Source organism: Ehrlichia ruminantium str. Welgevonden, assembly GCF_000026005.1.
GTDB classification, from domain to species: domain Bacteria; phylum Pseudomonadota; class Alphaproteobacteria; order Rickettsiales; family Anaplasmataceae; genus Ehrlichia; species Ehrlichia ruminantium.
The window spans coordinates 44,510-68,344 of record NC_005295.2 but is presented as its reverse complement, the minus strand read 5'-3'; the positions used below and the strand labels follow the sequence as shown (position 1 = coordinate 68,344).

16 protein-coding genes and 1 tRNA gene are annotated in these 23,835 nt (G+C 26.0%); 7 read left to right on the top strand and 10 right to left on the bottom strand.

Annotation, left to right across the window (positions count from 1 at the left end):
* Positions 1 to 1,026 precede the first annotated feature (1,026 nt).
* On the top strand, positions 1,027 to 1,314 hold the full coding sequence (gene rpsT / locus ERUM_RS00265; protein WP_011154731.1) for a 30S ribosomal protein S20: 288 nt from the start codon (positions 1,027 to 1,029) through the stop codon (positions 1,312 to 1,314).
* A gap of 638 nt (positions 1,315 to 1,952) precedes the next feature.
* Here the strand turns inward: rpsT and ERUM_RS00260 are convergent.
* From ERUM_RS00260 to ERUM_RS00245, 4 genes are all read right to left on the bottom strand, one after another.
* A complete protein-coding gene (locus ERUM_RS00260; RefSeq protein ID WP_231837223.1) occupies positions 1,953 to 2,576 on the bottom strand; it encodes an MlaC/ttg2D family ABC transporter substrate-binding protein in 624 nt (207 codons plus the stop codon).
* Between the two features lie 468 nt (positions 2,577 to 3,044).
* Positions 3,045 to 3,965, bottom strand: coding sequence for a cation diffusion facilitator family transporter (locus ERUM_RS00255; RefSeq protein ID WP_011154729.1), 921 nt, complete (start codon positions 3,963 to 3,965; stop codon positions 3,045 to 3,047).
* A 31-nt stretch (positions 3,966 to 3,996) separates the two neighbouring features.
* A tRNA-Val gene (locus tag ERUM_RS00250) sits at positions 3,997 to 4,070 on the bottom strand.
* A 41-nt stretch (positions 4,071 to 4,111) separates the two neighbouring features.
* The gene (locus ERUM_RS00245; protein ID WP_011154728.1) at positions 4,112 to 4,774 is read right to left on the bottom strand and encodes a heme exporter protein CcmB; all 663 of its coding nucleotides are present in this window, start codon (positions 4,772 to 4,774) and stop codon (positions 4,112 to 4,114) included.
* 112 nt (positions 4,775 to 4,886) lie between these two features.
* Between ERUM_RS00245 and ERUM_RS00240 the strand changes: the two genes are divergently transcribed.
* Entirely contained in the window at positions 4,887 to 5,342 is a 456-nt protein-coding gene (locus tag ERUM_RS00240) for a TraR/DksA family transcriptional regulator (protein ID WP_011154727.1), read from the top strand.
* 1,636 nt (positions 5,343 to 6,978) lie between these two features.
* Here ERUM_RS00240 and ERUM_RS05025 read toward each other — a convergent pair.
* The 3 genes from ERUM_RS05025 to ERUM_RS00230 all read right to left on the bottom strand — a co-directional run bounded on the left by ERUM_RS05025 (position 6,979) and on the right by ERUM_RS00230 (position 12,850).
* On the bottom strand, positions 6,979 to 7,164 hold the full coding sequence (locus ERUM_RS05025) for a hypothetical protein (RefSeq protein ID WP_157858262.1): 186 nt from the start codon (positions 7,162 to 7,164) through the stop codon (positions 6,979 to 6,981).
* A gap of 326 nt (positions 7,165 to 7,490) precedes the next feature.
* The gene (locus ERUM_RS00235) at positions 7,491 to 8,453 is read right to left on the bottom strand and encodes a complex I NDUFA9 subunit family protein (RefSeq protein WP_011154726.1); all 963 of its coding nucleotides are present in this window, start codon (positions 8,451 to 8,453) and stop codon (positions 7,491 to 7,493) included.
* A gap of 2,363 nt (positions 8,454 to 10,816) precedes the next feature.
* Positions 10,817 to 12,850, bottom strand: coding sequence for an ATP-dependent DNA helicase RecG (locus ERUM_RS00230; protein WP_011154725.1), 2,034 nt, complete (start codon positions 12,848 to 12,850; stop codon positions 10,817 to 10,819).
* Positions 12,851 to 12,945: 95 nt separating this feature from the next.
* On the opposite strand from ERUM_RS00230, the gene ERUM_RS00225 reads away from it, so the two are divergent.
* Positions 12,946 to 13,491 (top strand): phosphopantothenoylcysteine decarboxylase, encoded by a 546-nt coding sequence (locus tag ERUM_RS00225; RefSeq protein ID WP_011154724.1) that lies wholly within the window; start codon positions 12,946 to 12,948, stop codon positions 13,489 to 13,491.
* Between the two features lie 2,143 nt (positions 13,492 to 15,634).
* On the opposite strand, the gene mnmE is transcribed toward ERUM_RS00225, so the two are convergent.
* Positions 15,635 to 16,954: a tRNA uridine-5-carboxymethylaminomethyl(34) synthesis GTPase MnmE gene (gene mnmE / locus ERUM_RS00220; RefSeq protein WP_011154723.1), complete on the bottom strand. Its 1,320-nt coding sequence runs from the start codon at positions 16,952 to 16,954 to the stop codon at positions 15,635 to 15,637.
* 463 nt (positions 16,955 to 17,417) lie between these two features.
* A complete protein-coding gene (gene dapD, locus ERUM_RS00215) occupies positions 17,418 to 18,272 on the bottom strand; it encodes a 2,3,4,5-tetrahydropyridine-2,6-dicarboxylate N-succinyltransferase (RefSeq protein ID WP_011154722.1) in 855 nt (284 codons plus the stop codon).
* Between the two features lie 276 nt (positions 18,273 to 18,548).
* Here dapD and ERUM_RS00210 point away from each other — a divergent pair, with 276 nt between their 5' ends.
* From ERUM_RS00210 to xseA, 4 genes are read left to right on the top strand one after another with little or no spacing between them, the layout of a single operon-like run.
* Positions 18,549 to 19,217, top strand: coding sequence for an MJ0042-type zinc finger domain-containing protein (locus tag ERUM_RS00210; protein ID WP_011154721.1), 669 nt, complete (start codon positions 18,549 to 18,551; stop codon positions 19,215 to 19,217).
* On the top strand, positions 19,214 to 19,420 hold the full coding sequence (locus tag ERUM_RS00205) for an exodeoxyribonuclease VII large subunit (protein WP_011255236.1): 207 nt from the start codon (positions 19,214 to 19,216) through the stop codon (positions 19,418 to 19,420). The genes ERUM_RS00210 and ERUM_RS00205 overlap by 4 nt, the downstream gene beginning before the upstream one ends.
* Positions 19,417 to 19,623, top strand: a complete 207-nt coding sequence (locus tag ERUM_RS00200) for an exodeoxyribonuclease VII large subunit (RefSeq protein WP_011255994.1) — start codon at positions 19,417 to 19,419, stop codon at positions 19,621 to 19,623. Before ERUM_RS00205 ends, ERUM_RS00200 begins: the two co-directional genes overlap by 4 nt.
* Positions 19,620 to 20,786, top strand: a complete 1,167-nt coding sequence (xseA, locus tag ERUM_RS00195) for an exodeoxyribonuclease VII large subunit (protein ID WP_011154720.1) — start codon at positions 19,620 to 19,622, stop codon at positions 20,784 to 20,786. Before ERUM_RS00200 ends, xseA begins: the two co-directional genes overlap by 4 nt.
* 1,583 nt (positions 20,787 to 22,369) lie before the next feature.
* Here xseA and ERUM_RS00190 read toward each other — a convergent pair.
* Positions 22,370 to 23,557: a phosphoglycerate kinase gene (locus ERUM_RS00190; protein ID WP_011154719.1), complete on the bottom strand. Its 1,188-nt coding sequence runs from the start codon at positions 23,555 to 23,557 to the stop codon at positions 22,370 to 22,372.
* Positions 23,558 to 23,835 lie beyond the last annotated feature (278 nt).

Below are 23,835 nucleotides of genomic sequence, written 5' to 3'. Positions count from 1 at the left end.
AAGTCAATAGTGTTTTAAGTGCGTGAAAATATACTCTTAAACCATCTTGATCTAACACATTAGATATAAAAAAAATGCATATCTACTAATTAACAAAAATACCAACCAACAAATATTTGCAAAAAATATATTATTTGAACTGACACTTAAATCGCATAATATAAACAAGACTATCATGGTAACAGCATATACATACTGTACATGTTTACCTAAAGAAAGCTAACAGTAAATTCAAATACATAAAATAAAGACGTTGCTTTTTTATAAACATATACTACTTTTTTCATTTCTCAGTAATAATTACTCTCCCTATTACCATTACTAAATAAATAATATCATATATTTATTATGACTGCACTTATAACTAAAATATCACAATCTCACATAACAAATTTCAAGTCTATAGGATTTTATTATTCCATATATTTAGAAGTCAAATAACTACCCTCACAACATATTTCATATTACCAATTAAAAAAATACTTCTTACTTTTTTTCTTATTTATCGTTACTAACACTAAAATTCTTTTAATATTTGTATATATTGGAATCTTGGTTAAAAAAGGAAAGTATATTAATACACTATCATTACATAACACATCAATTACCTCAAATTTTCATAAATAACAATAAAGTGTATAAGAGAATTTATAGTATATTTTTCCAATACAGTTAACTTACAGCCCAAATAACTAACTCACTATAACAAAACAATATAAAGTAGATTTATCCTGTAATAATAACTTACATATCTTTTTATAAACAATGTTTTTCAAGGTCTGTGTTAAATGCAATTGTAGTATATCCTATAACGAATATTGGAGACAACATATGTATAACAACACCCTCAACAACATTGCCATTTTTTGATCACAAAAAAATTTATAACCAATATGTCCCCACATATCCATTAATCAAATATAACTTACTATTCCTTACATAAATACACTTCATACAAAACCTCTTGCATTGATTAGCAATTACTTATACAGTTATATGCTGAATGATAAGATAGGTTATTAAGATATGGCAAATCATCCAAGTGCTAAAAAGATGATAAAAGTAATAAAAAAACGCACTATGATTAATCGCATGCGAAAGAGTAGAGCACATAATTATATAAAAAAGTTTATGGCCGCTTTAGCAGCAGGGAATAAGGAGCTAATGCTTGAGAACTTTAAAAAAGCTGAATCAAATCTACACAGATGTGTTAATAAGAAAATCATACATCGAAATACAGCAGCAAGAAAAATTAGTCGTTTAGCTTTAAAATTGAAAACTTTTGACTTACAGCAACAAGAAAAAGCTTCTTAGTCATATTAAGAGGCTGTGTGTATGTTTTGTTAGTATGTCTATTTCATGTAAGGTTGAGTGTTTTTTTCTAGTTTATGTTGTTAATATCTTAAGTATATAAGTAATACTCAATTAGAGAGAATAATAACACTAATACCTTATTTATATGATAATGTTTATTTTTTGATAGTATCATTCTTACATGTCGTAGGAAGGTATAGTAGTTTGTTAGTATGTCACAGTACTTTATCATTTGTCAGATTAAAAAGTTTATCTTAGATATAAAATAATATTCAACAATTTTCCTACAGAGATATAGTGTCATAGCTTCACAAATATGTAAACTAGTGGTGCTGGTTTACTATCGTATATTAAAACAGAATAACTTTAATATTTAAAAAAACATAGCTGTATCTGCTTTATCTATAAAACATACATAAGCTGTTATGGTACTTAACATATCAAAAAGACTATATAATATTGATAAGATCACAATTAAAATTTTATTAATACATAAAACTTTGACAAGTCTTACATACAAATAGGTAGGTCTATAGTAATACGTTAAATCAACTATTACGTAGTTTAAAAGCTATATAATACACAGACAAATATAATAATCAAGCCTTCTAGAAACTAAAAATTTCACAAACAATTAATTACTTAGCAATATTATTTTGCTCTTTAAAGTAAGATATAGTACCTTCAATACCATTTTTACTAACCATATTTCTTATAACAGTACGTTGATTTATAGAAAAGCTAATTGCATTATTGACCTTTATATCAGATAATAATACTCTATCATCAACTACCAATAACTTAAATTCTACTATTACAAAATTATGAACATTTCTCGTATCAGACAACCTGGTATTTATTAAATATATATCTTTTCTTGGATTTTTAACAGAGAGGATACTCATATCATATACAGCATATTTATATAACTGCTTAGTATATATTCGCCTGATATACTTATTATACTCATCAACAAATCTTGCATGTTCATCATCAGACATAGTATTCCAATAGGATCCCATGACAAACTTTGCAATATCTCTGATATCAAGAACTCTTTCTACTATTGACTGAATACCAGAATAAGCATTTACCCTATCCTGTGCATCTTCTACAGTAATTTCAATTTGATCCTTTAACGTAACCAAAAAATAGCAAGGTTTTATATATTCTCTACAAGCTTCAACATTATTATATCCAAAAGCATTATTAAAAACAAAAAACGTACATATTAAAAAAAATAATCTCAAAACAAAATTCATCATCACTATCTCAAATTCTTACATATAATTACATTATAAAACTATCACCATAGTATTGATAACCATTAACAATAACTAATATTAAATGCACTTTATATAAACAATCATTACAATAAACAAGTTATTATATACAATATAGATAAACAAATTAGTAAATTATACCTAATATCAAATAAGATTACTATGTAAACATATTAACAACATAAAACACATACTTATAATGTTGTTACTACTAATTAATATTAATTTATAAAACATTTTACATTATGTAGTTTATTATTAGTACTGTTATCTCTAATGAATTGATAAATACTTACCAATAATTTATTAATATTCTATGATCTTATTAACTATTCTTGTAATAAACCCTTTACGTTACGTTAACAAATATATAATTCCTGACATTTACCAATTATTCTAATACCTACAACATATAACTATATCATACAATTAAATATGACAACCATTTTAATTATGAGCGGTTTCTATCATAACACTATCATCAGCACAACTATCATATTCAGCTTCAATTGTAACATGAATTATTCCAAACCTCTGACTTATTAATTTTTTTACAGATATTAATATTCTACTATACTCAGAACTATCAGTAACTGTTACTTCACTTAGCTTGACATGCATTGTCATAATTGGATGATCAGTAGTTAAAGACCAAATGTGAATATGATGAACATCTAAAATTTCAGGAATGTTTTTATATATTACATCTCTAATTTCAGACGGATTTATATTATCTGGGGTACCTTCAAGCAAAATATGACCAGAATTCTTAATAATCTTATACGCACTTCCAAGTATTATAATACTCACTAATACTGATAATAAAGGATCAACTACTTGCCATGAAGTAAACATAATTATAATTGAAGCTGCAATTGCTGTAACTGACCCTAATAAATCACCAATAACATGCAATACCGCACTCTTTATATTTAAATTACTCTCATTTTTTCTATATAAGAGAAAAAAAGATGCAATATTAGCTATTAACCCCAAAATAGCAACAGAAATCATAATCTCCCAACGTACCTGTTCTGGAGCAAAAAAACGTTTTACAGATTCTAGAATAATCAGAAGAGCTATACCTAATAAAGTTAAACCATTAGTAAAAGCAGCAACAACTTGAAATCGATGGTAACCATAAGAACGCCAAGAGTCAGACTTTTTCATAGCAACTTTATATGCAAACCAACTTAACAATAAGGAAACAAAGTCAGTAAACATATGTCCAGCATCTGAAAGTAATGCTAGAGAATTTGACGCTATTCCCCCAATTACTTCTATCACCATAGTAATTATGATAATAAAAATAGCATATACTAATTTATTTTCATGACAGGAAGGCTTATCTTTGTGAATAAGCGACATGACCATAACCAAACTTTATACCCAAACACAGTGGGCAATACTGGATTCGAACCAGTCACCTCTTGCACGTCAAGCAAGCGCTCTAACCAAATGAGCTAATCACCCTCTATTTCTATGTAAACATAATAAGGAATATCTTATTAAAGTCAATCATGCTCAACAGCCAATCTAATAGCATATAATATAAAAACTAAACTTACAGGTATCACACTAATAACAAGAATACCTAATAACATGATATATTCATCATATACACCACCTTTAAAGTGGTCAAATAGCAGATTAAAATATATTAAAATTGGTATCATTATAGGCAATGTTAAAACCTGTGCTATTATTACACCACCATTTTTCCCTAAAGCCAATGCATGACCTACAGCAGATATAAAACTTATTACTAATAGACTAATTCCTAAAGAAAAACCTAAACCAAGAGTAGAATATAGATCATTATCTAAAATTATAAAATCTATAAATACAGAAATAAGGCTTACAGGTATTCCAACATAAACCCAGTGCAATAGTATTTTAAAAAATATAACCAATTCTGGAATACAATTCTGTATTAGTATCTGTTCTAAAGAACCATTTCCATAATCATTTCCCAATAAATGACACATAGACATATGCACAGTAGATATACCACAAATCCATAAAATAGTTGGTAATATCTTAATCATTTCAGTATCCTTTATAGTAAATAATGCAACACTAATCATTAAAATAAAAAGAATAAGTGTATTTAATAAATTATCTACGCCACTTAGTAATAATTTCAATTCATTAACTAATACCCTACCATTGCTCATTTCTATTCCATCAACGATAAAAACACTGCAATTATATCATATATAATACACAAATTGTTAATTAACTATATTTAAATTATTAGTTGATTGTATCACAACGAGGAAATACATAATGTTGCAAAAAAACTATACTATCAAATCTGATGAACCAGAAAATGATAGTCATTATATGAGCCACAAACAATTAGAATATTTTAGGGATAAACTAATCAAATGGCATGAAGCTTTACAAAAAGAATCTCAAGAACAGACTATTGAGGTTTTACAACCACAAGCTGATACAGACCTAACAGACATGGCAATAAAAGAATATAATACTGAGTTAATCTTGAAAACCAGACAAAGAAATGAAATATTAACAATAGAGATAAATAAGGCTCTACAAAGAATAGAGAATGGATCATATGGCTACTGTGAAGAAACAGGAGAGGAAATTGGTATAGCACGACTCAAAGCAAACCCAATAACGTTATACTGCATTGAGGAACAAGAAAGAAGAGAAAAACAACAACAGCTCTATAATGATACAGAACTTGAAGATAATCATAATTTCCTAAATGATAATTAAGAAAACCTTTTTATAACCTATCTAACATACACATATATTAAAAAATAACTTTACACTTTATGTGCTATATAAATAGCACATAATTGGAAGTTACTAAATAACAACTAAAACAAAATATCATATATTGTGTCAATTTACTGATAACATATATAGCATATTAATATACCATGGTACTATGTTCATTAATTAAACTACACAACATATTATTGATGAGTATTGTACCATATAAACCAAGATGTATAGCTATTGTATATTATAGATAATATTTATCATGACTAGACAATAGCTAACAATAACATTAGCTTAGATAGGTTAATTTCTAATTTATAAGGTTTATTATAGTTATTTATAAAGCAAAACATGTATATAAGGTCATTCTACACTTGTATAGAAAACAACATTACTGTATAGTCAACATCCTATCTCAAGACTGTAATTAATACATAAAAATCACAAAATTAATAAGTTCAAAAATATACAGCAATAAGCATATAAAAAAATTATATTCTACTATACAAAGCTATTTCACACTTACACCTATTTAGATAATAATATAAAATTCATCATTATTATATTTGCTCTGACCATAGTATTTTTTGTACAACTAATATAAAGAACTTACAAATCAATAGAATTACAACATACTGGATTTATTTATATTTTCTATAATAAAATATAACATTGTCTGTTTTACACCGTATGATTAATTATTCTTGCATCATACAAGAAATTCATAACACAAACATATATAACATTTAATTAACAGCAATTTATAGTAATAATAATATAAATTTGTTAGTTATATAATCACAATAATCTTGAATCTTACAAACAATACTAATAACCACTAACAAAATAATAATACTTATTTTTCACATACTTTTTACTACAACTAAGAAAAAATTATGTGATACATACACACTAGGACTATCCTATTTAATACCTACTAAGAATAACACTATTATACAATAATAACTATGAAGCCTGTCACAATAAAATCACAAGCACTTCTTGTTAATAGCTATCGTGAACAATATACTAACATAATCTTGTCACTATGTATAATAAGACTATAAATATCATCTAATCAAAAATAATATTTTGCGTAAATTCTTAATCATAATTTAATAAGTTTTTGATATACTATAATCAAATATATATTTAATTTTTAGGATATTGTTAAAATCTGGCATACTTAAATACACATTAAAAATACAAGTACACTATTCAAACTAGATTAGTACTGAAGTACAAATGTAGATAATACAATTATTTATAAAGTATATATTTAAGAAAACTAAGATCTTTATAGTTTTTTATATATTTGAGACTAGTTATAACTAAAAAATTTATTTTCATCCCATTCCAACGATTAATAGGTCATATTTATTATTAGAAATATATAAAGAATATAATACTGAGTTAATCTTGAAAACCAGACAAAACGAAATATTAACAATAGAGATAAATAAGGCTCTACAAAGAATAGAGAATGGGTCATATGCTACTCAAAGAAATAGGACATGTAATCTATTTGCATTATTATCTCATATTGATAAATATACTATGTTGAGGAAACTAAGATTTTTATAGTTTTTTATATTATTGAGGCTAGTTATAACTAAAAAATTTATTTTCATCCCATTCCAACGATTAATAGGTCATATTTATTATTAGAAATATATAAAGAAGATAATACTGAATTAATTTTGAAAATCAGACAAAACGAAATATTAACAATAGAGATAAATAAGGCTCTACAAAGAATAGAGAATGGGTCATATGCTACTCTAAAGAAACAGGACATGTAATCTATTCGCATTATTATCTCATATTGATAATATATACTATGTTGAGGAAACTAAGATTTTTATAGTTTTTTATATTATTGAGGCTAGTTATAACTAAAAAATTTATTTTCATCCCATTCCAACGATTAATAGGTCATATTTATTATTAGAAATATATAAAGAAGATAATACTGAGTTAATCTTGAAAACCAGACAAAGAAATGAAATATTAACAATAGTAGATAAATAAGGCTCTACAAAAAATAGAGAATGGGTCATATGCTACTCTAAAGAAACAGGACATGTAATCTATTTGCATTATTATCTCATATTGATAATATATACTATGTTGAGGAAACTAAGATTTTTTATAGATTTCTAAATATTGAGGCACAATATCTTCAACAGTTGCAAAATTTATCCCCATTTCTTTTAAATCATCAATAGGATACATATCATGTAATTGAGTCATACCCATCATAAACTTCACCTGATCTCGAGTTAATATTGGATCTGTACTTCCAGTAATAAGTTTAGAAAAAATAGAAATTATTTTAATTTCAAAGACAAATGCTAAAATACTTGCTAAACAAAAAGAAATATTAAACAGCTTACTCTTCCTATGTGTAATACTTAAAATAAGATTTAATAATTCTTTAAAAGAATAAGTACTAGGACCACACACATTATACAATTTATCTTTAATTTTATAATCAATAATATGAAATACTAACTTAGCTACATCATCAACATACACAGGCTGAAAAACAAATTTCCCACCACCTACAACAGGTAGGAAGGGTAAAATCATTAATAACCTAGCAAATTTATTGAAGAACTTATCTTCAGGACCAAAAACTAGATTTGGTCTAACAATAACTGCGTCAGGAAAAGATTCTTTAACAAGCCTTTCCCCTATTAACTTACTTTTAGCATAATCAGAGTTACATATATTATCAATTCCCATAGCAGAAAAATGCACCATTAATTCCACATTTAACTGTTTTGCTATTTTTGCTATATTTTCTGCAACATGAGCATGTACATTATAAAAAGTTGTTTTCTTTGTATTATATAAAGTACCAATTAAATTAATAACACCATAACAACCAGATATATGCTCTACTAGCTCCTTATTATTATTAATATCACCACTGACAATTTCTATTTGTCCTAAAAGTCCACATAATCTCAACTGTTTTGCTTTCTCTGGACATCGGGTAAAGACTTTAATTATATATCCAGCATTAGAAAAATACCTAACTAAATACTTACCTATAAAACCACTTCCTCCAAATATGATAATACGCCTAATAGACATTTGAATACCTCAATTTTAACGCTGTGTTACCAACAACAACCATACCATCTTCAAAAAATTACATATATAAGGCTGAAATAAGCTTACTTCCATTCAAAATTTCTTTAATATGATAATTACACTATAAGAAACATTATACAATCAATAACTTTAACTATACAGTATTATTAAGTAACCTTATATTCATATATAAATTAGTCATATTAGCAATTATGCATTAATATACATATTATTTATCATCATAGCCAAAACTCATGTAATAAATGTATTGAAAATAGACATTTTTAAATATCAATAGGATACTTTTACACGTAATAATATTTTTGTTATCAGCTATACCTAAAAAAATTTTATTTTTAAGAATACTAAAATAGAATATAAAGTTACACCTATTTGAGTATACATACAATAATTTATCACAGAGTTTAATATTTCAATAGCTATATTAAATGACTAATTTGAGTGATAACTATATGCAAACATATACTTACAATTAAAATCACTATAGAAGAGTTCTAATACAATCATTAGACAGTTAATAACGTACATATATAAAACATCTTTATTTTAGTCAAAACACTATTTATTAAATAGCACGTACCTTTTCAAGTATATAGTAATAATTTACACAGAAAATCTACAGTCATGTATAATATGAAATCTTTACCTAATTCTAATACTCTACTATATAGATATTTAATACCTCAACAACAATTTGCTATTCTTGTTCACAATTATTTATTTAATAAAATTTTAACATTTAAAGTAAATATAAATTACCTAATAAGGGCTTTATAATAATAAATTATGATTTTGACCACTTTTCTATTTATTATAAATAAACTATTTAAAACACTATTTATATTAAAGCATAAGCTATATCTCATGTCACAACTATCATATGCATTGTTTATTAAAGATAATTCTAATATTCAAAAAGAGTATAAGTCATTCAACAATGAGATCATAACTGTAATACTAATAAACTATTATTTTAAATTTTTTTCATCTATCACAAAAGTATATAACTAGTTAATATTAAATAATATTCTGAATTTTTATTCATTAAAGTATTTTAATCAAATTCTATTTTACAATAATATTAACCTCTTAAATACTTACCTACTATTTCTGTATAAAATAAAATCCACTTGATTAGAATAAAAATAATTTTATTCTACTAAAATTTATTAAAAGTAACCATTTATTCGAAATCAGAATAATATATGATACATGTTTACATTCACTAATAACTTATTAGATAATAAAAAAAACAATATAAATTTTTTGCTCAATTTTCACTAAAATTAGTTTATCTATTCACTAATCACTTAAGCAGAAGTCATTGTTATCATTAGTACTTTACATTACAAATATAATAAAGACCTATCTAGAAAAACAAATTCAAGCACACATTTATATGAAACTACTTGATCTTATTAAGACTTATTACTAGTAATATCACTTAAGGGTGAAATAACCACATTATACATATTCACAACAATCCATCAGATAACAAACTAAATACACGTATTAATACTAGTTTTTTTTTGCTAAAACTACTCTACCTATTCACTAACTAATCACTTAAATAAAAGGAGATGTTGTTACTAATACTTACATTACAGCTGCAATAAAGACCTAGTTAAAGAAACAAATCCATAGCAAAATTTATATAAAATTACTTGATCTTATTAAGACTTATTACTAGTAATATCACTTAAGGGTGAAATAACCACATTATACATATTCACAACAATCCATCAGATAACAAACTAAATACACGTATTAATACTAGTTTTTTTTGCTAAAACTACTCTACCTACTCACTAACTAATCGCTTAAATAAAAGGAGATGTTGTTACTAATACTTACATTACAGATGTAATAAAGACCTAATTCGCAAAACAAACCTAAGCAAGTATTTATATCAAAATTATTTTATGCTGATCAAATTTATTAACTAGTAACATATAATTTATCTAAGATGAAAATAACATATTAAATACATTTATATTTATGCTCATATTTAACTCATAATTCACATTAGATGGTAACAGAATTACTACAAAATTTTTAGATATAATTTTTATCTTTTACCATTTAAAAGTAATAAAGAAACTTTACTATACGTACATCATAACTATATTATATTAATTTAAGAATCCGATATAATGTATATTTATACTCTTCTTTTATCATTACATATCAAAGAAACTCTCACTGTGATATTTTTAGAAACAAGTATCTATAACAAAAATGAGTTATAGTAATAAATTTCCATCCAATTACTTTGAATTTATTATTGAAAATTCTGAAATTCACTAAGAGATAATAGCATTTAATGTTTATTACTATATTTATTAGTAATTTATCATAGAGGAATTATGACCAAATATAGTAAGTAATTGTCTTAAGTGCTCACTTAATTCCCCTTCACAATAAATTTTATCTGCATACTTATTTGCAACAGAAATAAGTTCATAATCCCTATAAATATCTGCAAATTTAAAGTTAGACAAACCTGATTGCCTTATCCCTAATATATCTCCACTACCACGTAATAGTAAATCTTGTTCTGCTATATAAAATCCATCTTGAAACTGGCGTAATATACATAACTTCTTATAAGCAATCTTACTTAAAACTTTACTATGCAATAAAATACAAAATGAAGGTTTATTGCTACGACCTACTCTACCACGCAATTGATGAAGTTGTGATAAACCAAACTGTTCAGCATTTTCTATAATTATAATAGTAGCATCAGGAACATCCACTCCCACCTCTATTACAGTCGTAGCTATCAATAACTTGATATCTCCATTATAAAAAGAATTCATTATTTCATCTTTTTCAATTTTGGATAAACGACTATGTATCAAACCAACTTTTTCATTAAATATATCTTTTAGAGCAAAAAACCGTTTTTCAGCTGCTGCAATATTTAACAATTCAGATTCCTCAATATAAGGACAAATCCAATACGCTTTATTACCTTCTTCTAGAGCAATATGTAGCTTTGATACTACTTCTGATAACCTTTCAATATTTACAAGACTTGTTTGTATAGACAACCTGTTATGTGGCTTATCTTTAAGCCTCAAACAATCCATATCACCATATACTACCTGTTCCAATGTTCTAGGAATAGGTGTTGCTGTCATAAAAAGAACATCAGCAATATTTCCTTTCTTTATTAATTTCATTCTTTGCAATACACCAAACCTATGTTGTTCATCAATTACAATTAAATTAAGATTATAGAAATTAACACTATCTTGAAATAACGCATGAGTACCAATAACTACTTGACACTCACCAAGTTGTAATTTCTTCTTTATAGATTTTTTACCCTTAACTTTACTAGTCAACAATTCAACACTAATTTTAAGATCAGACAATATACTCTGTATCCAACGATAATGTTGTTCAGCTAATATCTCAGTAGGTACCATAAGAGCAGCTTGTCCACCGTTTTCTACCACATTTAAAATAGCAAACAATGCTACCACTGTTTTCCCACTACCAACATCTCCTATTAATAGTTTCACCATTCGTTGTTTTGATTTTTGACTATGTGTAATTTCAGATATAACCATTTCCTGTCCAGCAGTTAATTTAAAAGGTAGCTTATTTAAAACATGATTGTAATATATCTGCTTACTCACAATAGAGATACCTTCCTTACAACTAGATTGTCTTATAACCTTCATAGCAATTTGATGACTAAATAATTCATCATATACTAATCTAGTTCTATATAATGATAATGTTTCAAGTGTATCTGGATAATGTATTTTTATTAAACTTTCTTTAAAACTGTACCACTGATTACTTACCAATAGTTCATCATCTATCCACTCTGGAAAATCAGGTAATAGGTTTATTCCTAATTTTACAAATTTTGAAATTTTCCGAGAAGTTAAACCTTTTACTAATGGGTATACAGGCTCTATTATGCTAATATCTTGAAATTTCTTTATATCCCTTACAATGTAATCTGGATGCATAATTTGTAAACATCCACAAAACCTAATCAAAGTTCCACTTATAACATAAGCTGATCCAACATTTAAAATGCTCTTCAAATATTTAAGTGAATAATTAAAAAAAATTAAAGATATTTCACCTATATTCGTCTCTAATATCACTTTGTATTGCGATTTATTTCGTCCACCAACAAAACCATGACATTTCACAATACCAACAAACGTAACAATTTTACCTACTGAATCTTCAGATAACTGAGTTCTTCTATCTATATAACTCTGTGGAATATGTAATAGTAAATCTATAATCCTATCACCACCACACAATTTTTTTAACAAACCACCTATTACACTACTAATTCCTGGCAACATATATATGCTAGAAAATAGGTGCAAATTTTGCATTAAATTCTATACTTATTAATATCTAAACATTACTATAAACATTAAACTTTAAATATGCAAAAATATATCACAACAAATATTTACTTAACTTGATTATGAAAATACTACTCGTTATTTCAGGAAGCATAGCAGCATATAAATCTCTAGATCTAATTAGAAAATTACAGGAAAATAAGCACACAGTTATTGGAGTAATCAGTAAATCAGGAGAAAAATTTATAACTCCATTATCAGTAGCATCATTATCTCAAAATTATGCATATACGAATGCAGATTTCTTTAACATTCACAATAGTATGCACCACATCTCACTCACAAGAAATTCAGATATAGTACTAGTAGCACCAGCAACATTAGACATTATCGCAAAAACAGCTTGTGGAATTGCTGATGAATTAGCTACAACTATATTAATTGCTTCCAATATTCCTATAGTTATGGTACCTGCTATGAATCCCACTATGTGGAATTCAAAATCAAATCAACGTAATATCAACCTTCTAAAAGAAGATAATATTACAATAATAGAACCAACAGAAGGGTTTGCAGCATGCAATGAATATGGATATGGAAAAATGGCAGAAATTCAAAATATAGTTTCATTTATAGAAAATTTTAAAAAAATTAACACTAAAAATTAGAAAATATAAATTTAATTCTAGACTATATTCTACTTATTTCCATATTCAAAATATCATAATTACTATTTGATATTTAGAGAATATATTGCCTAACACCCAATATTGAAAATACCATGTAACATTGCTGATTAAAAACGCTAAATTAACAATAATCAAACTAATCACATACACTTACACGGATAATCCACAAATAACCTTATCAAATACTCATCACTTATAGCTTTTTTTAAATTACCTTGTGATTTTTATCCTTATTTAACTTATTTTTTGTACTTATTTCCATATTCAAAATATCATAATTATTATTTGATATTTAGAGAATATATTGCCTAACACCCAATATTGAAAATACCATGTAACATTGCTGATTAAAAATGCTAAATTAACAATAATCAAACTAATCATATACACTTACACGGATAATCCACAAATAACCTTATCAAATACTCATCACTTATAGCTTTTTTTAAATTACCTTGTGATTTTTATCCTTATTTAACTTAATTTTTTGTACTTATTTCCATATTCAAAATATCATAATTATTATTTGATAAGATAATATATTGCCTGACACTCAATATTGAAAATACCATGTAACATTGCTGATCAAAAACGCTAAATTAACAATAATCAAACTAATCATACACACTTACACGTATAATCCACAAATAACCTTATTAAATAATTATCACTTATAACTTTTCTTAATTTATCTTCCAATGTCCCATTCTTAGAAAAAAGTTAAATATGTAAAATTATCTTATTTTGTTGGGAAAAGAATAGTTGTATTTTCAGTATATAAATCAAAAAATGACAAGGCATTATTTTAAAAAATACAATTAATAATACTCTTTTATATTTTATTATATAACATCACAAAAAGTTAAGATTACTCATAAATTTGATTTTAAAGACATGCTTAATATTCAATAGAGATTTATTTATTACATAATTAAGTAAAAAAAAAATTATATCATATTGTTGATACAGTCAGCATTAAATGCCCAATAATTTAACACATGATAAAAACAGTTTATGTTTTTTACACTATTATAATCAGTGAGAACTTAGTCATTTATTATAATTTTCTTCTCTCATATCATATACATAACGTAACAATAAGGATTTACTTTTTACTTAGCAATTTTATTACATGATTTAATTCTCAAGAAGATCACTCATAAAATATACGAGCCTGACTAAAAAATGTAACACTTAGAATTAACTTGTATTTTAACTATTATACTACTACATCTAAAATAACTAACCTCAAATTAGATATTAAAAAAACAAGTAATTTTAATCACATAACTTGTTTCAACAATAACATTGTTATTATAAACTAATAAATTTTCTCATAAGGTAACATAATTATTTTAAAATCAGCACTTTCAGCTTTTAATTTTGCACATCTTATTCTTTCTTGTTCTACAGGATCATTAATACTTAAAAAGATTCACTTATGATAACACCATTGAATTTGAGAACTATATTGCAAATATTCATCTACAATAGTCTTTATTATTTTTACATAACAGAAAATTATAATCTCAATCATTCGACAACACATTCCGCATTACTTATGCACAATAACTCAATACATTATTCCAAAATATCTTGCAGTATTTATAAAACACTAAAACTTATCTATATAATATTTGTTCTATTCTTTTTCACAACGTTCCATAGACTACATAACCAAAGTAATTTATTGAAATCACATAACAGTACACTTCAATCTTATTGTAATTTACACCACAAATACATATTCTCTGGTAGGAAAATTTAAGTTATTTGTTTTGCTATGATTCAATTTTAATTATTGTGATACTAATACTTTGAAGCAACATAGCCTTCTGTATTGCTAATCAATACAGAAAGTGCGTATGATTATGTACTAGTATAAAAACCATATGATAAAGTTTAACTAACTATTCATATACTTTTTTAATAAACAAAATAGTTTTTTGAATATCTGTTTTCCATACTTTATTTCATATAAGTCAATATTATAAAATAAACACATTTTTTTTTATAAGAGAAAATAAAAATATCATATAACTTATCTATTTTTCAACTATTGAAAATAACTATATGTATTTAATATTATTAGTAATTTTATCAGTATAATTCATAAAAAATGCTATTTCCCTATACAAAATTTCCCAAATACATTATCCAATATTTCCTCATTACTAATTACTCCTACTACCTTTTCCAATTCTCGCACACTTAATCTTAAATCTTCCGATATCAATTCCATAGGCAATTCAAAACTAATATTTTTTAGAATATTCACAGCATTTTGAATATGCACTCTTTGCCTTTCAGATGTAATAAATGGGCTAGTACTACAAAACTTAAAATCTGCTTCTACTTTTTTTTGTATCGCACTTAAAAGATGTTCTATACCTAAGTTGCAACATACTGAAACTGGAATAAAATTTATATTATTAATATTTATCAAATTCTGTGTAATAATGCTATCAGACTTACTCAAAACACATATTGATCTATCATCTATTAAATCTATAATTTCATTATTTAAAGCATCTTTTTTCTCATAAGGTAACATAATTATTTTAAAATCAGCACTTTCAGCTTTTAATTTTGCACGTCTTATTCCTTCTTGTTCTACAGGATCATTACTATCCCTAATACCAGCTGTATCAATAATCACAATAGGATAACCAGCTATATCTATGTGTGTTTCTAAAACATCTCGTGTAGTACCAGCATATTCAGAAACAATTGCAATATCTCTTTTAGCTAAGTGGTTAAATAATGTAGATTTACCAGAATTAGGTTCACCTAAAATAGCAACATAAATCCCCTGACGTAATATTTCACCTTTACGACCATCATTAAGATGATTTTCTAAAGATTCTTTAATTTTATCCAATAAAAAACTTATATTCTCTACAGCAGAACTTGTCACTTCTTCTGGAAAATCAATATAGGCCTCCATATTGGACAATACATCAATCAACTGTTGTCGCCAACTTTGATACAATTTTTCCAAAGACCCAGACATTTGCCGAATAGCCTGCTTGGCTTGCATTTCTGTTTCAGCATTAATAAGATCAACTATTGCTTCAGCTCTAGTTAAATCTACTTTATTATTTAAAAATGCACGTAATGAAAATTCACCTGGTCCAGCAGGAATAAATATTTTCCCAAGTTCACACAAAATCATTCTAATAACAGCAATACTACCATGAGTATGTAATTCAACAACATCTTCTCCAGTAAAACTATTAGGAGCAGAAAAATAAACTACTATAACTTCATCTATTACTTCATGCGCAGCATTATATAATGGAGTAAATGTAGCAACCCTTGGCTTAATAGCATTACTAATTTTAAAATGCATAAAAGTTTTTACAGCATCTTGACCAGAAACTCTAATTACAGCAACCCCAGACTTCCCCCAAGGAGTACATAAAGCAAAAATTGTACTCATAATTTAGCATCTAAAAACTTACTTTTACAATTATCTAGAAAACTAGATTACATTATGAAAGTATAACTACATTATCAACAAAAACCTACGTAAATTCTTGAGTTATTATTTATATAATACCATGACAAAAACACATTACTAATATCAACTTAACATTATCCTACATACAAAAAAGATAATATATTAAATCCATAAAAACAAAATATTAAATGCTATAGCTGCAAATACATAACAACTACTAAAAGTTCTCTTGATAGATGAATCATAACTGATATAAAATAAGCACCTATACAGATCAAGAATACATAAACTTATAAATAACACTCAAAATGTTATTAAAAAAGGTTTATAAATCTATAACAATTATCTAAAAATTTTCCTTATAGGTATGTTGTAATCGTTACAACATAAGTATCCTTACAAATTTTGAAATTCATAATCAAATATAACATTTTAAACGTTATTAAATGCTTGTAGCAGCATAATTATCTCTTAAAAGCTCATTTATAGATACCTTATTTCTAGTATTTTGATCAACTTTTTTCACAATTATAGCACAGTAAATAGATACATTACCACTACTATAAGAACCTGGTACAACTACAGAATAGGCAGGAACTCTTCCAAAGAATACTTCACCAGATGTTCTATCAATAATTTTAGTAGATGCACCAATATATACCCCCATAGAAACTACTGCCCCCTCTTCTACTATTACTCCTTCTACAATTTCACTACGCGCACCAATAAAACAGTTATCTTCTATTATTACAGGACTAGCAGTTAAGGGTTCTAATACTCCTCCTATACCAGCTCCTCCAGAAATATGACAATTTTTCCCAACTTGAGCACAACTTCCAACAGAAGCCCAAGTATCTACCATTGTACCTTCACCTACATATGCACCAACATTAACAAAACTAGGCATCAAAACTGCACCAGGTGCAATATAAGCAGACTTACGAACAATTGCACCAGGAACAACTCTAATTTTCGCTTGTTTAAAATTATCAGCATTCCATTGACCAAATTTCAAAGGTATTTTATCAAACCAGGAAAAATTCCCAATAATTGAATCATGACAATTTGTATATACAAATTTCATATCATATATACGAAAAGATAATAATATTGCTTTTTTTATCCATTCATTAACTATCCACTGTCCATTTATTTTCTCAGAGACACGAACTTTCCCTTGATCCAAAAGATCCATAATCTCATCAATAACCCCTGTAATTGAGGTATTAGTAGAAATATTAGCTATATCACACCAAGCATTTTCAATAATTTCTTTAAAATCAGAAGTATTTACCATATTCACATACCTCAACTTAACAACACAGATTTATTATTATAAACACTATTAAATAAATAACAAGATACACACTATGAATCAGATAAATTTGGTATCTAATATACGTATGATATAATGATACTAAACCATAAGTTTATATTATTTAAAGACATAATGACATATCTTTAAATGCTAATATGTATAATCTTAAAGTCCTTAAGATACATACATTTATAGACATATCTGTAATAATGCACTATATAATGTTAAGATGTATAGTCAATAAGTTTGTGTTTAATGAGAATAGAATGCAAAAATTGCAAAGCAGTTTATAGAATAGACAATAGCAAAATTCCCATTAATGGTAAAAAAGTTAAATGCACAAACTGTAATACTACATGGATGCACATACCAACTCAAGATAAAGCAATACCTGAAGAAGAAAAACAATTAGTAATAGGATCTACTACAAACCCTAATTTACAAAATAGTAATGCTAAAGCAAGCAATAATAAATCTTCTAAAAAACAGCATTCTTTATTAAAAAAAATATCATCCGTATTGGTGATGTTAATACTAACATTTTTCTTATCTGCTACATTTCAAAATAGTATGCCATATAACATAAGGAAGATATATCGTATTATAGAAATGTATGATACAACACAGATGCAGTTAATAGACTCTCATATTCAAATTATTAAAAATAATGGTGATAATATTGCAATAAAAGTTGAAGGAATCATTAAAAATGAATCTGATCAAGAAAGATTTGTACCAGGAATACATTTTGTACTCTACAATAAAAATAAAAAAGTCATTGCGTCAGAGAGATTAAATGAATCTAGAGAAATAATTCTAAGTAACCAGCAATATAAGTTTGAACACATCATATACTATGCACCAAAGAATACAGATAGTATTCAAATAAAAATAGGAAATATATTTGAAGTTGCTTTCTTATGAAATTAAAATTTACCGTTAGTGAAATCACAAAAATTTTTCAAAATTTAGTACATGAAACGTTTAATCATATAAAAGTTAGAGGAGAAATCAGTAACCTATCACAACCAAAATCTGGACATACATATTTTACATTAAAAGATCATCAAGCAGTACTTAATGCAGTATGCTGGAATAATATAAAATTTGAAGTCGTTGTTTTATGATATTAGAATTTACCGTTAGTGAAATCACAAAAATTTTTCAAAATTTAGTACATGAAACATTTAATCATATAAAAGTTAGAGGAGAAATCAGTAACCTATCACAACCAAAATCTGGACATACGTATTTCACATTAAAAGATCATCAAGCAGTATTTAATGCGGTATGCTGGAATAACATAAAATTTGAAGTCGTTTTCTTATGATATTAGAATTTACCGTTAGTGAAATCACAAAAATTTTTCAAAATTTAGTACATGAAACGTTTAATCATATAAAAGTTAGAGGAGAAATCAGTAACCTATCACAACCAAAATCTGGACATACGTATTTCACATTAAAAGATCATCAAGCAGTACTTAATGCAGTATGTTGGAATAATACCAAAATTGAGATAGACCTTAAAAATGGACTAGAGGTGATATGTATTGGTTTTCTCACAACTTACCAGTCAAAATATCAAATAATAATAGAAAGTATGTTATTATCTGGTATAGGAAACTTAGAAATTATGCTTCAGCAAAGAAAAGCAAAACTAGAAAAGGAAGGTCTGTTTGATCAGTCTCGAAAAAAAACATTACCTTTATTACCAAAAACTATAGGTGTGATTACATCTACCACTGGTGCTGCTATCAACGACATATTAAACAGAGTAAAAAGTCGTTTTCCAAGTCATATAGTCATATTCCCAGTACTTGTGCAAGGTAATGATGCAGTAACACAAATTGTAAATGCAATACATAAATCAAATAACACAGAAACTGACTGTCCTGATGTTCTCATTATTGCCAGAGGAGGAGGCAGTGTAGAAGATTTATGGATTTTTAATGATGAACTGATAGTAAGAGCAATAGCTAAATCTAGAATTCCCATAGTCTCTGCAATTGGGCATGAAACTGATTTTACACTAGTCGATTATGCAGCAGATGTAAGAGCTCCTACTCCTACAGCTGCAGTAGAGATTATTTTACCAACAAAAATCCAAGTAACAGAATATATAAACAGCAAGTTCAATAAAATAAAAGCAGCATTGCACTATACTGTGAATACAAAAAGAAATAAGTTATTATATTTTCATAATCAATTAGAAATAACCAGACATAAAATAAAAGTACTGAAATTACAGCTGTTCAAACACAAAAATAAAGTAGAAATTTTATTAAAGGTAATATTATTAAACAAAAGGCAATACCTAAATGATTTATATTATAAAATAAGTAAATATAATAAAGAAAAGAATTTAGAATTAGGCTATGCTGTGATATATGATAAAAATCATCAACATATCAGTAGTGTCAAAAAGCTACAAAAAAATGACATAATATCAATTGAATTACAAGATGGCTTTATAAAGGCAATAGTACAGTAGCAATAAATCCTATTATACTTAATTAATAGTCAAATAAAACAAATTACCGAATATTAATTGATTTGATACACATAGAATACTAAAAGAAAATTCCTATATTTTTCAATATTCTTGGTTTAATATAAATAAAATTTTAGGATACACCACATAATATTTCTAAGCACTATATAATTCCCAATACAATGTAATTAATAACATTAACTGAATAGATGATAAGTTAAAAATTCAATCTTATAAAAGTAACGTAAGTACTATTTATATATGTCAAAAGGGAAACAAGATAACATTACTAATGTATAAGCTTTAAAATACATGTGTTATTATTATCAATAAGTTCATTACACAATATAATTTACCCGCAAAATTACATAAAGATGACCTGTAGGTATTATAACAAGTATAAGTACACATGATGTAGACACAAGAATCTGAATAAACTATATTTCGAAGGATAAGTATTATAGTAAATTGACAGCATTATAGAATACTTAGTATCGTATTGATTTACAACATTTATCAAACAAAAACAGCTATTTTAACACCTAAGTTATAAAAAAACTACATTAACATAATTTTATTAATGTAAAAAAATATTAGTATATACTGTTTACGTATATGACACTTAATAATAACATTTTAAACATAGATTACATAGTAAATTCACTATATTTAAAATACCTAGCCATCACTAATTTTACATGATCTGTAAAATACAAATAGCTAATTTAGCAACTTTAAGCTACCAAAAGGTACATTAACTTATGTATATGATATTTAACAACAACATTTTAAATATAGATTACATAGTAAATTCACTATATTTAAAATACCTAGCCATCACTAATTTTAATAATCTGTAAAATACAAATAGCTAATTTAGCAACTTTAAGCTACCAAAAGGTACATTAACTTATGTATATGATATTAACAACAACATTTTAAATATAGATTACATAGTAAATTCACTATATTTAAAATACCTAGCCATCACTAATTTTACATAATCTGTAAAATACAAATAGCTCATTCAATAACTTTAAGTTACCAAAAGGTACATTAACTTATGTATATGATATTTAACAACAACATTTTAAACATAGATTACGTAGTAAATTCACTATATTTCCAGTACTGTAACTGTTACTAATTTTTAAAACTTATAATAAAATAAAAACCACTTTAATACATTACATCATAGAAACTATAATATGACTTACAAATGTAAAAAGCATTGACCTATATTATCTAGTACGTTTCAAATATCTATACTATTGGTACAATTCCATTATATTTCATATATTGCACAACTTATATGCAGTAGTGCAAAAAGTAAAAATTTAGTATCGTATCACAATATCTAGTACACATTTCTTCGTAATCTATATCAGTAGAACATTTTCAGTATATATATCTATATTAGAAAATATATATTATAAAAAACTAAACTAAAATATAATAAAATTATACCTACAAAGTATAACAAATATTCAACATAATTATTTTGTTAACTCACAGTTTATAACGAATTTACTTATATAATAGTTACACATTACTAATTTTAGAATTCTCACTATATAAACACACTATGCAAGACTTAAAAAATGTAGTAATGCACCTCCCCCTGTAGAAATATAAGTAAAATCTTCACTCAAAAGACCAGATAATTTTATTGCACATATACTGTCACCTCCACCCACTATACTTTTTAGTTTTCCTGCTTTAGTAAATTCTGCTAATAATCTCGCAATACTAAAAGTTCCATGAGAAAAAGGTTCTTTCTCAAACATACCCATAGGCCCATTCCAAAGTACTGTTCTACATTTACCTATTATAGAAGTAATTATATTAATAGTATGTGGTCCTATATCTAATATAATATCATCAGGTGCCAGTTCCTGATTATTTTTTACTACAGCTTCATTGGATACTAAATCCTTAGTAACTAAATAATCTTCTGGAACTATTATCTCACAACCATATTTTTTTGCAAAGTTAATAACATCAACAAAAGGATCCTCATCTAACTTTTCACATAATGAATTTCCTATTTTTAATCCCTGTGACAATAAAAAATTATTAGCAATTGCCCCTCCTAAGATGAGAAAATTAACCTTTTGTGTTAAGTTTCTTAACATATGAATTTTCGTTGATATTTTTGCACCTCCTACTATCACACCTACTGGTTTATCACTATTCGATACTACATAACTTAAATACTTCAGTTCTTCCTGAAAATTAAACCCAATAAAAGATGGTAACAATCTAGCAACTGCATCTATAGATGCATGTTTACGGTGCATACAAGAGAAAGCATCATTTACATATACATCAGCTAATAGTGCAAGTTGTTTAGCAAAATTTAAATCATTCTTTTCTTCTTCTACATAAAACCTTAAGTTTTCTAATAATAACACAGACCCTAAAGGGACAGATTGTACTGCCTGTTCTACATAACTACCAATTACACCATCTACAAATAGCACATTAGTTGCAAAAATTTTATTCAGATATTCAACCAGAAATTTTAAAGAAAACTCTCTATCATAAGATTTAGGACTGCCATAATGTGATATCATTACAATTTTTGCATTATTACTCAACAAGTATTTAACAGTTGTTGTCAATCTAACAATACGAGTATCATCCAAAACCACCTTATTATCATCAACTGGTACATTCAAATCTACACGTAGTAATATAGTTTTTCCACGACAACTAAAATCTTGTATTTTTTTCATATTAGCAAAAGTAAAATCATGAGATTCTAACATATTTAAGTTACCTTTTTTAATAATTTAATAAACTACTAAAATATTTTAAACATTTTCATAAATTTATAGAAAACTTATTAAGTGTTTTTTCTTACAAAATCAAACTTATTCTCATAAAAATATAAACTTCCATCCTTTTTTTGATAAACAATAGCATATTACACAATTAAATCACATGTAGATAACTATATATTAATATCTTTATATTTATTAATTTTTAAATAACCCTACAAGTAAATACTAGTACTCTTAATACTAATTATGTATACCAGATAAAA

Excerpts from the sequence above, each read along its gene's own strand:
- ERUM_RS00255 (WP_011154729.1), bottom strand. The coding sequence starts at position 3,965 with ATGTCGCTTATTCACAAAGATAAGCCTTCCTGTCATGAAAATAAATTA.
- ERUM_RS00210 (WP_011154721.1), top strand. The coding sequence starts at position 18,549 with ATGAGAATAGAATGCAAAAATTGCAAAGCAGTTTATAGAATAGACAAT.
- ERUM_RS00205 (WP_011255236.1), top strand. The coding sequence starts at position 19,214 with ATGAAATTAAAATTTACCGTTAGTGAAATCACAAAAATTTTTCAAAAT.
- ERUM_RS05025 (WP_157858262.1), bottom strand. The coding sequence starts at position 7,164 with ATGCGAATAGATTACATGTCCTGTTTCTTTAGAGTAGCATATGACCCA.
- ERUM_RS00235 (WP_011154726.1), bottom strand. The coding sequence starts at position 8,453 with ATGTCTATTAGGCGTATTATCATATTTGGAGGAAGTGGTTTTATAGGT.
- ERUM_RS00245 (WP_011154728.1), bottom strand. The coding sequence starts at position 4,774 with ATGAGCAATGGTAGGGTATTAGTTAATGAATTGAAATTATTACTAAGT.
- xseA (WP_011154720.1), top strand. The coding sequence starts at position 19,620 with ATGATATTAGAATTTACCGTTAGTGAAATCACAAAAATTTTTCAAAAT.
- ERUM_RS00225 (WP_011154724.1), top strand. The coding sequence starts at position 12,946 with ATGAAAATACTACTCGTTATTTCAGGAAGCATAGCAGCATATAAATCT.
- mnmE (WP_011154723.1), bottom strand. The coding sequence starts at position 16,954 with ATGAGTACAATTTTTGCTTTATGTACTCCTTGGGGGAAGTCTGGGGTT.
- ERUM_RS00240 (WP_011154727.1), top strand. The coding sequence starts at position 4,887 with ATGTTGCAAAAAAACTATACTATCAAATCTGATGAACCAGAAAATGAT.
- dapD (WP_011154722.1), bottom strand. The coding sequence starts at position 18,272 with ATGGTAAATACTTCTGATTTTAAAGAAATTATTGAAAATGCTTGGTGT.
- ERUM_RS00260 (WP_231837223.1), bottom strand. The coding sequence starts at position 2,576 with ATGAATTTTGTTTTGAGATTATTTTTTTTAATATGTACGTTTTTTGTT.
- rpsT (WP_011154731.1), top strand. The coding sequence starts at position 1,027 with ATGGCAAATCATCCAAGTGCTAAAAAGATGATAAAAGTAATAAAAAAA.
- ERUM_RS00190 (WP_011154719.1), bottom strand. The coding sequence starts at position 23,557 with ATGTTAGAATCTCATGATTTTACTTTTGCTAATATGAAAAAAATACAA.
- ERUM_RS00230 (WP_011154725.1), bottom strand. The coding sequence starts at position 12,850 with ATGCAAAATTTGCACCTATTTTCTAGCATATATATGTTGCCAGGAATT.
- ERUM_RS00200 (WP_011255994.1), top strand. The coding sequence starts at position 19,417 with ATGATATTAGAATTTACCGTTAGTGAAATCACAAAAATTTTTCAAAAT.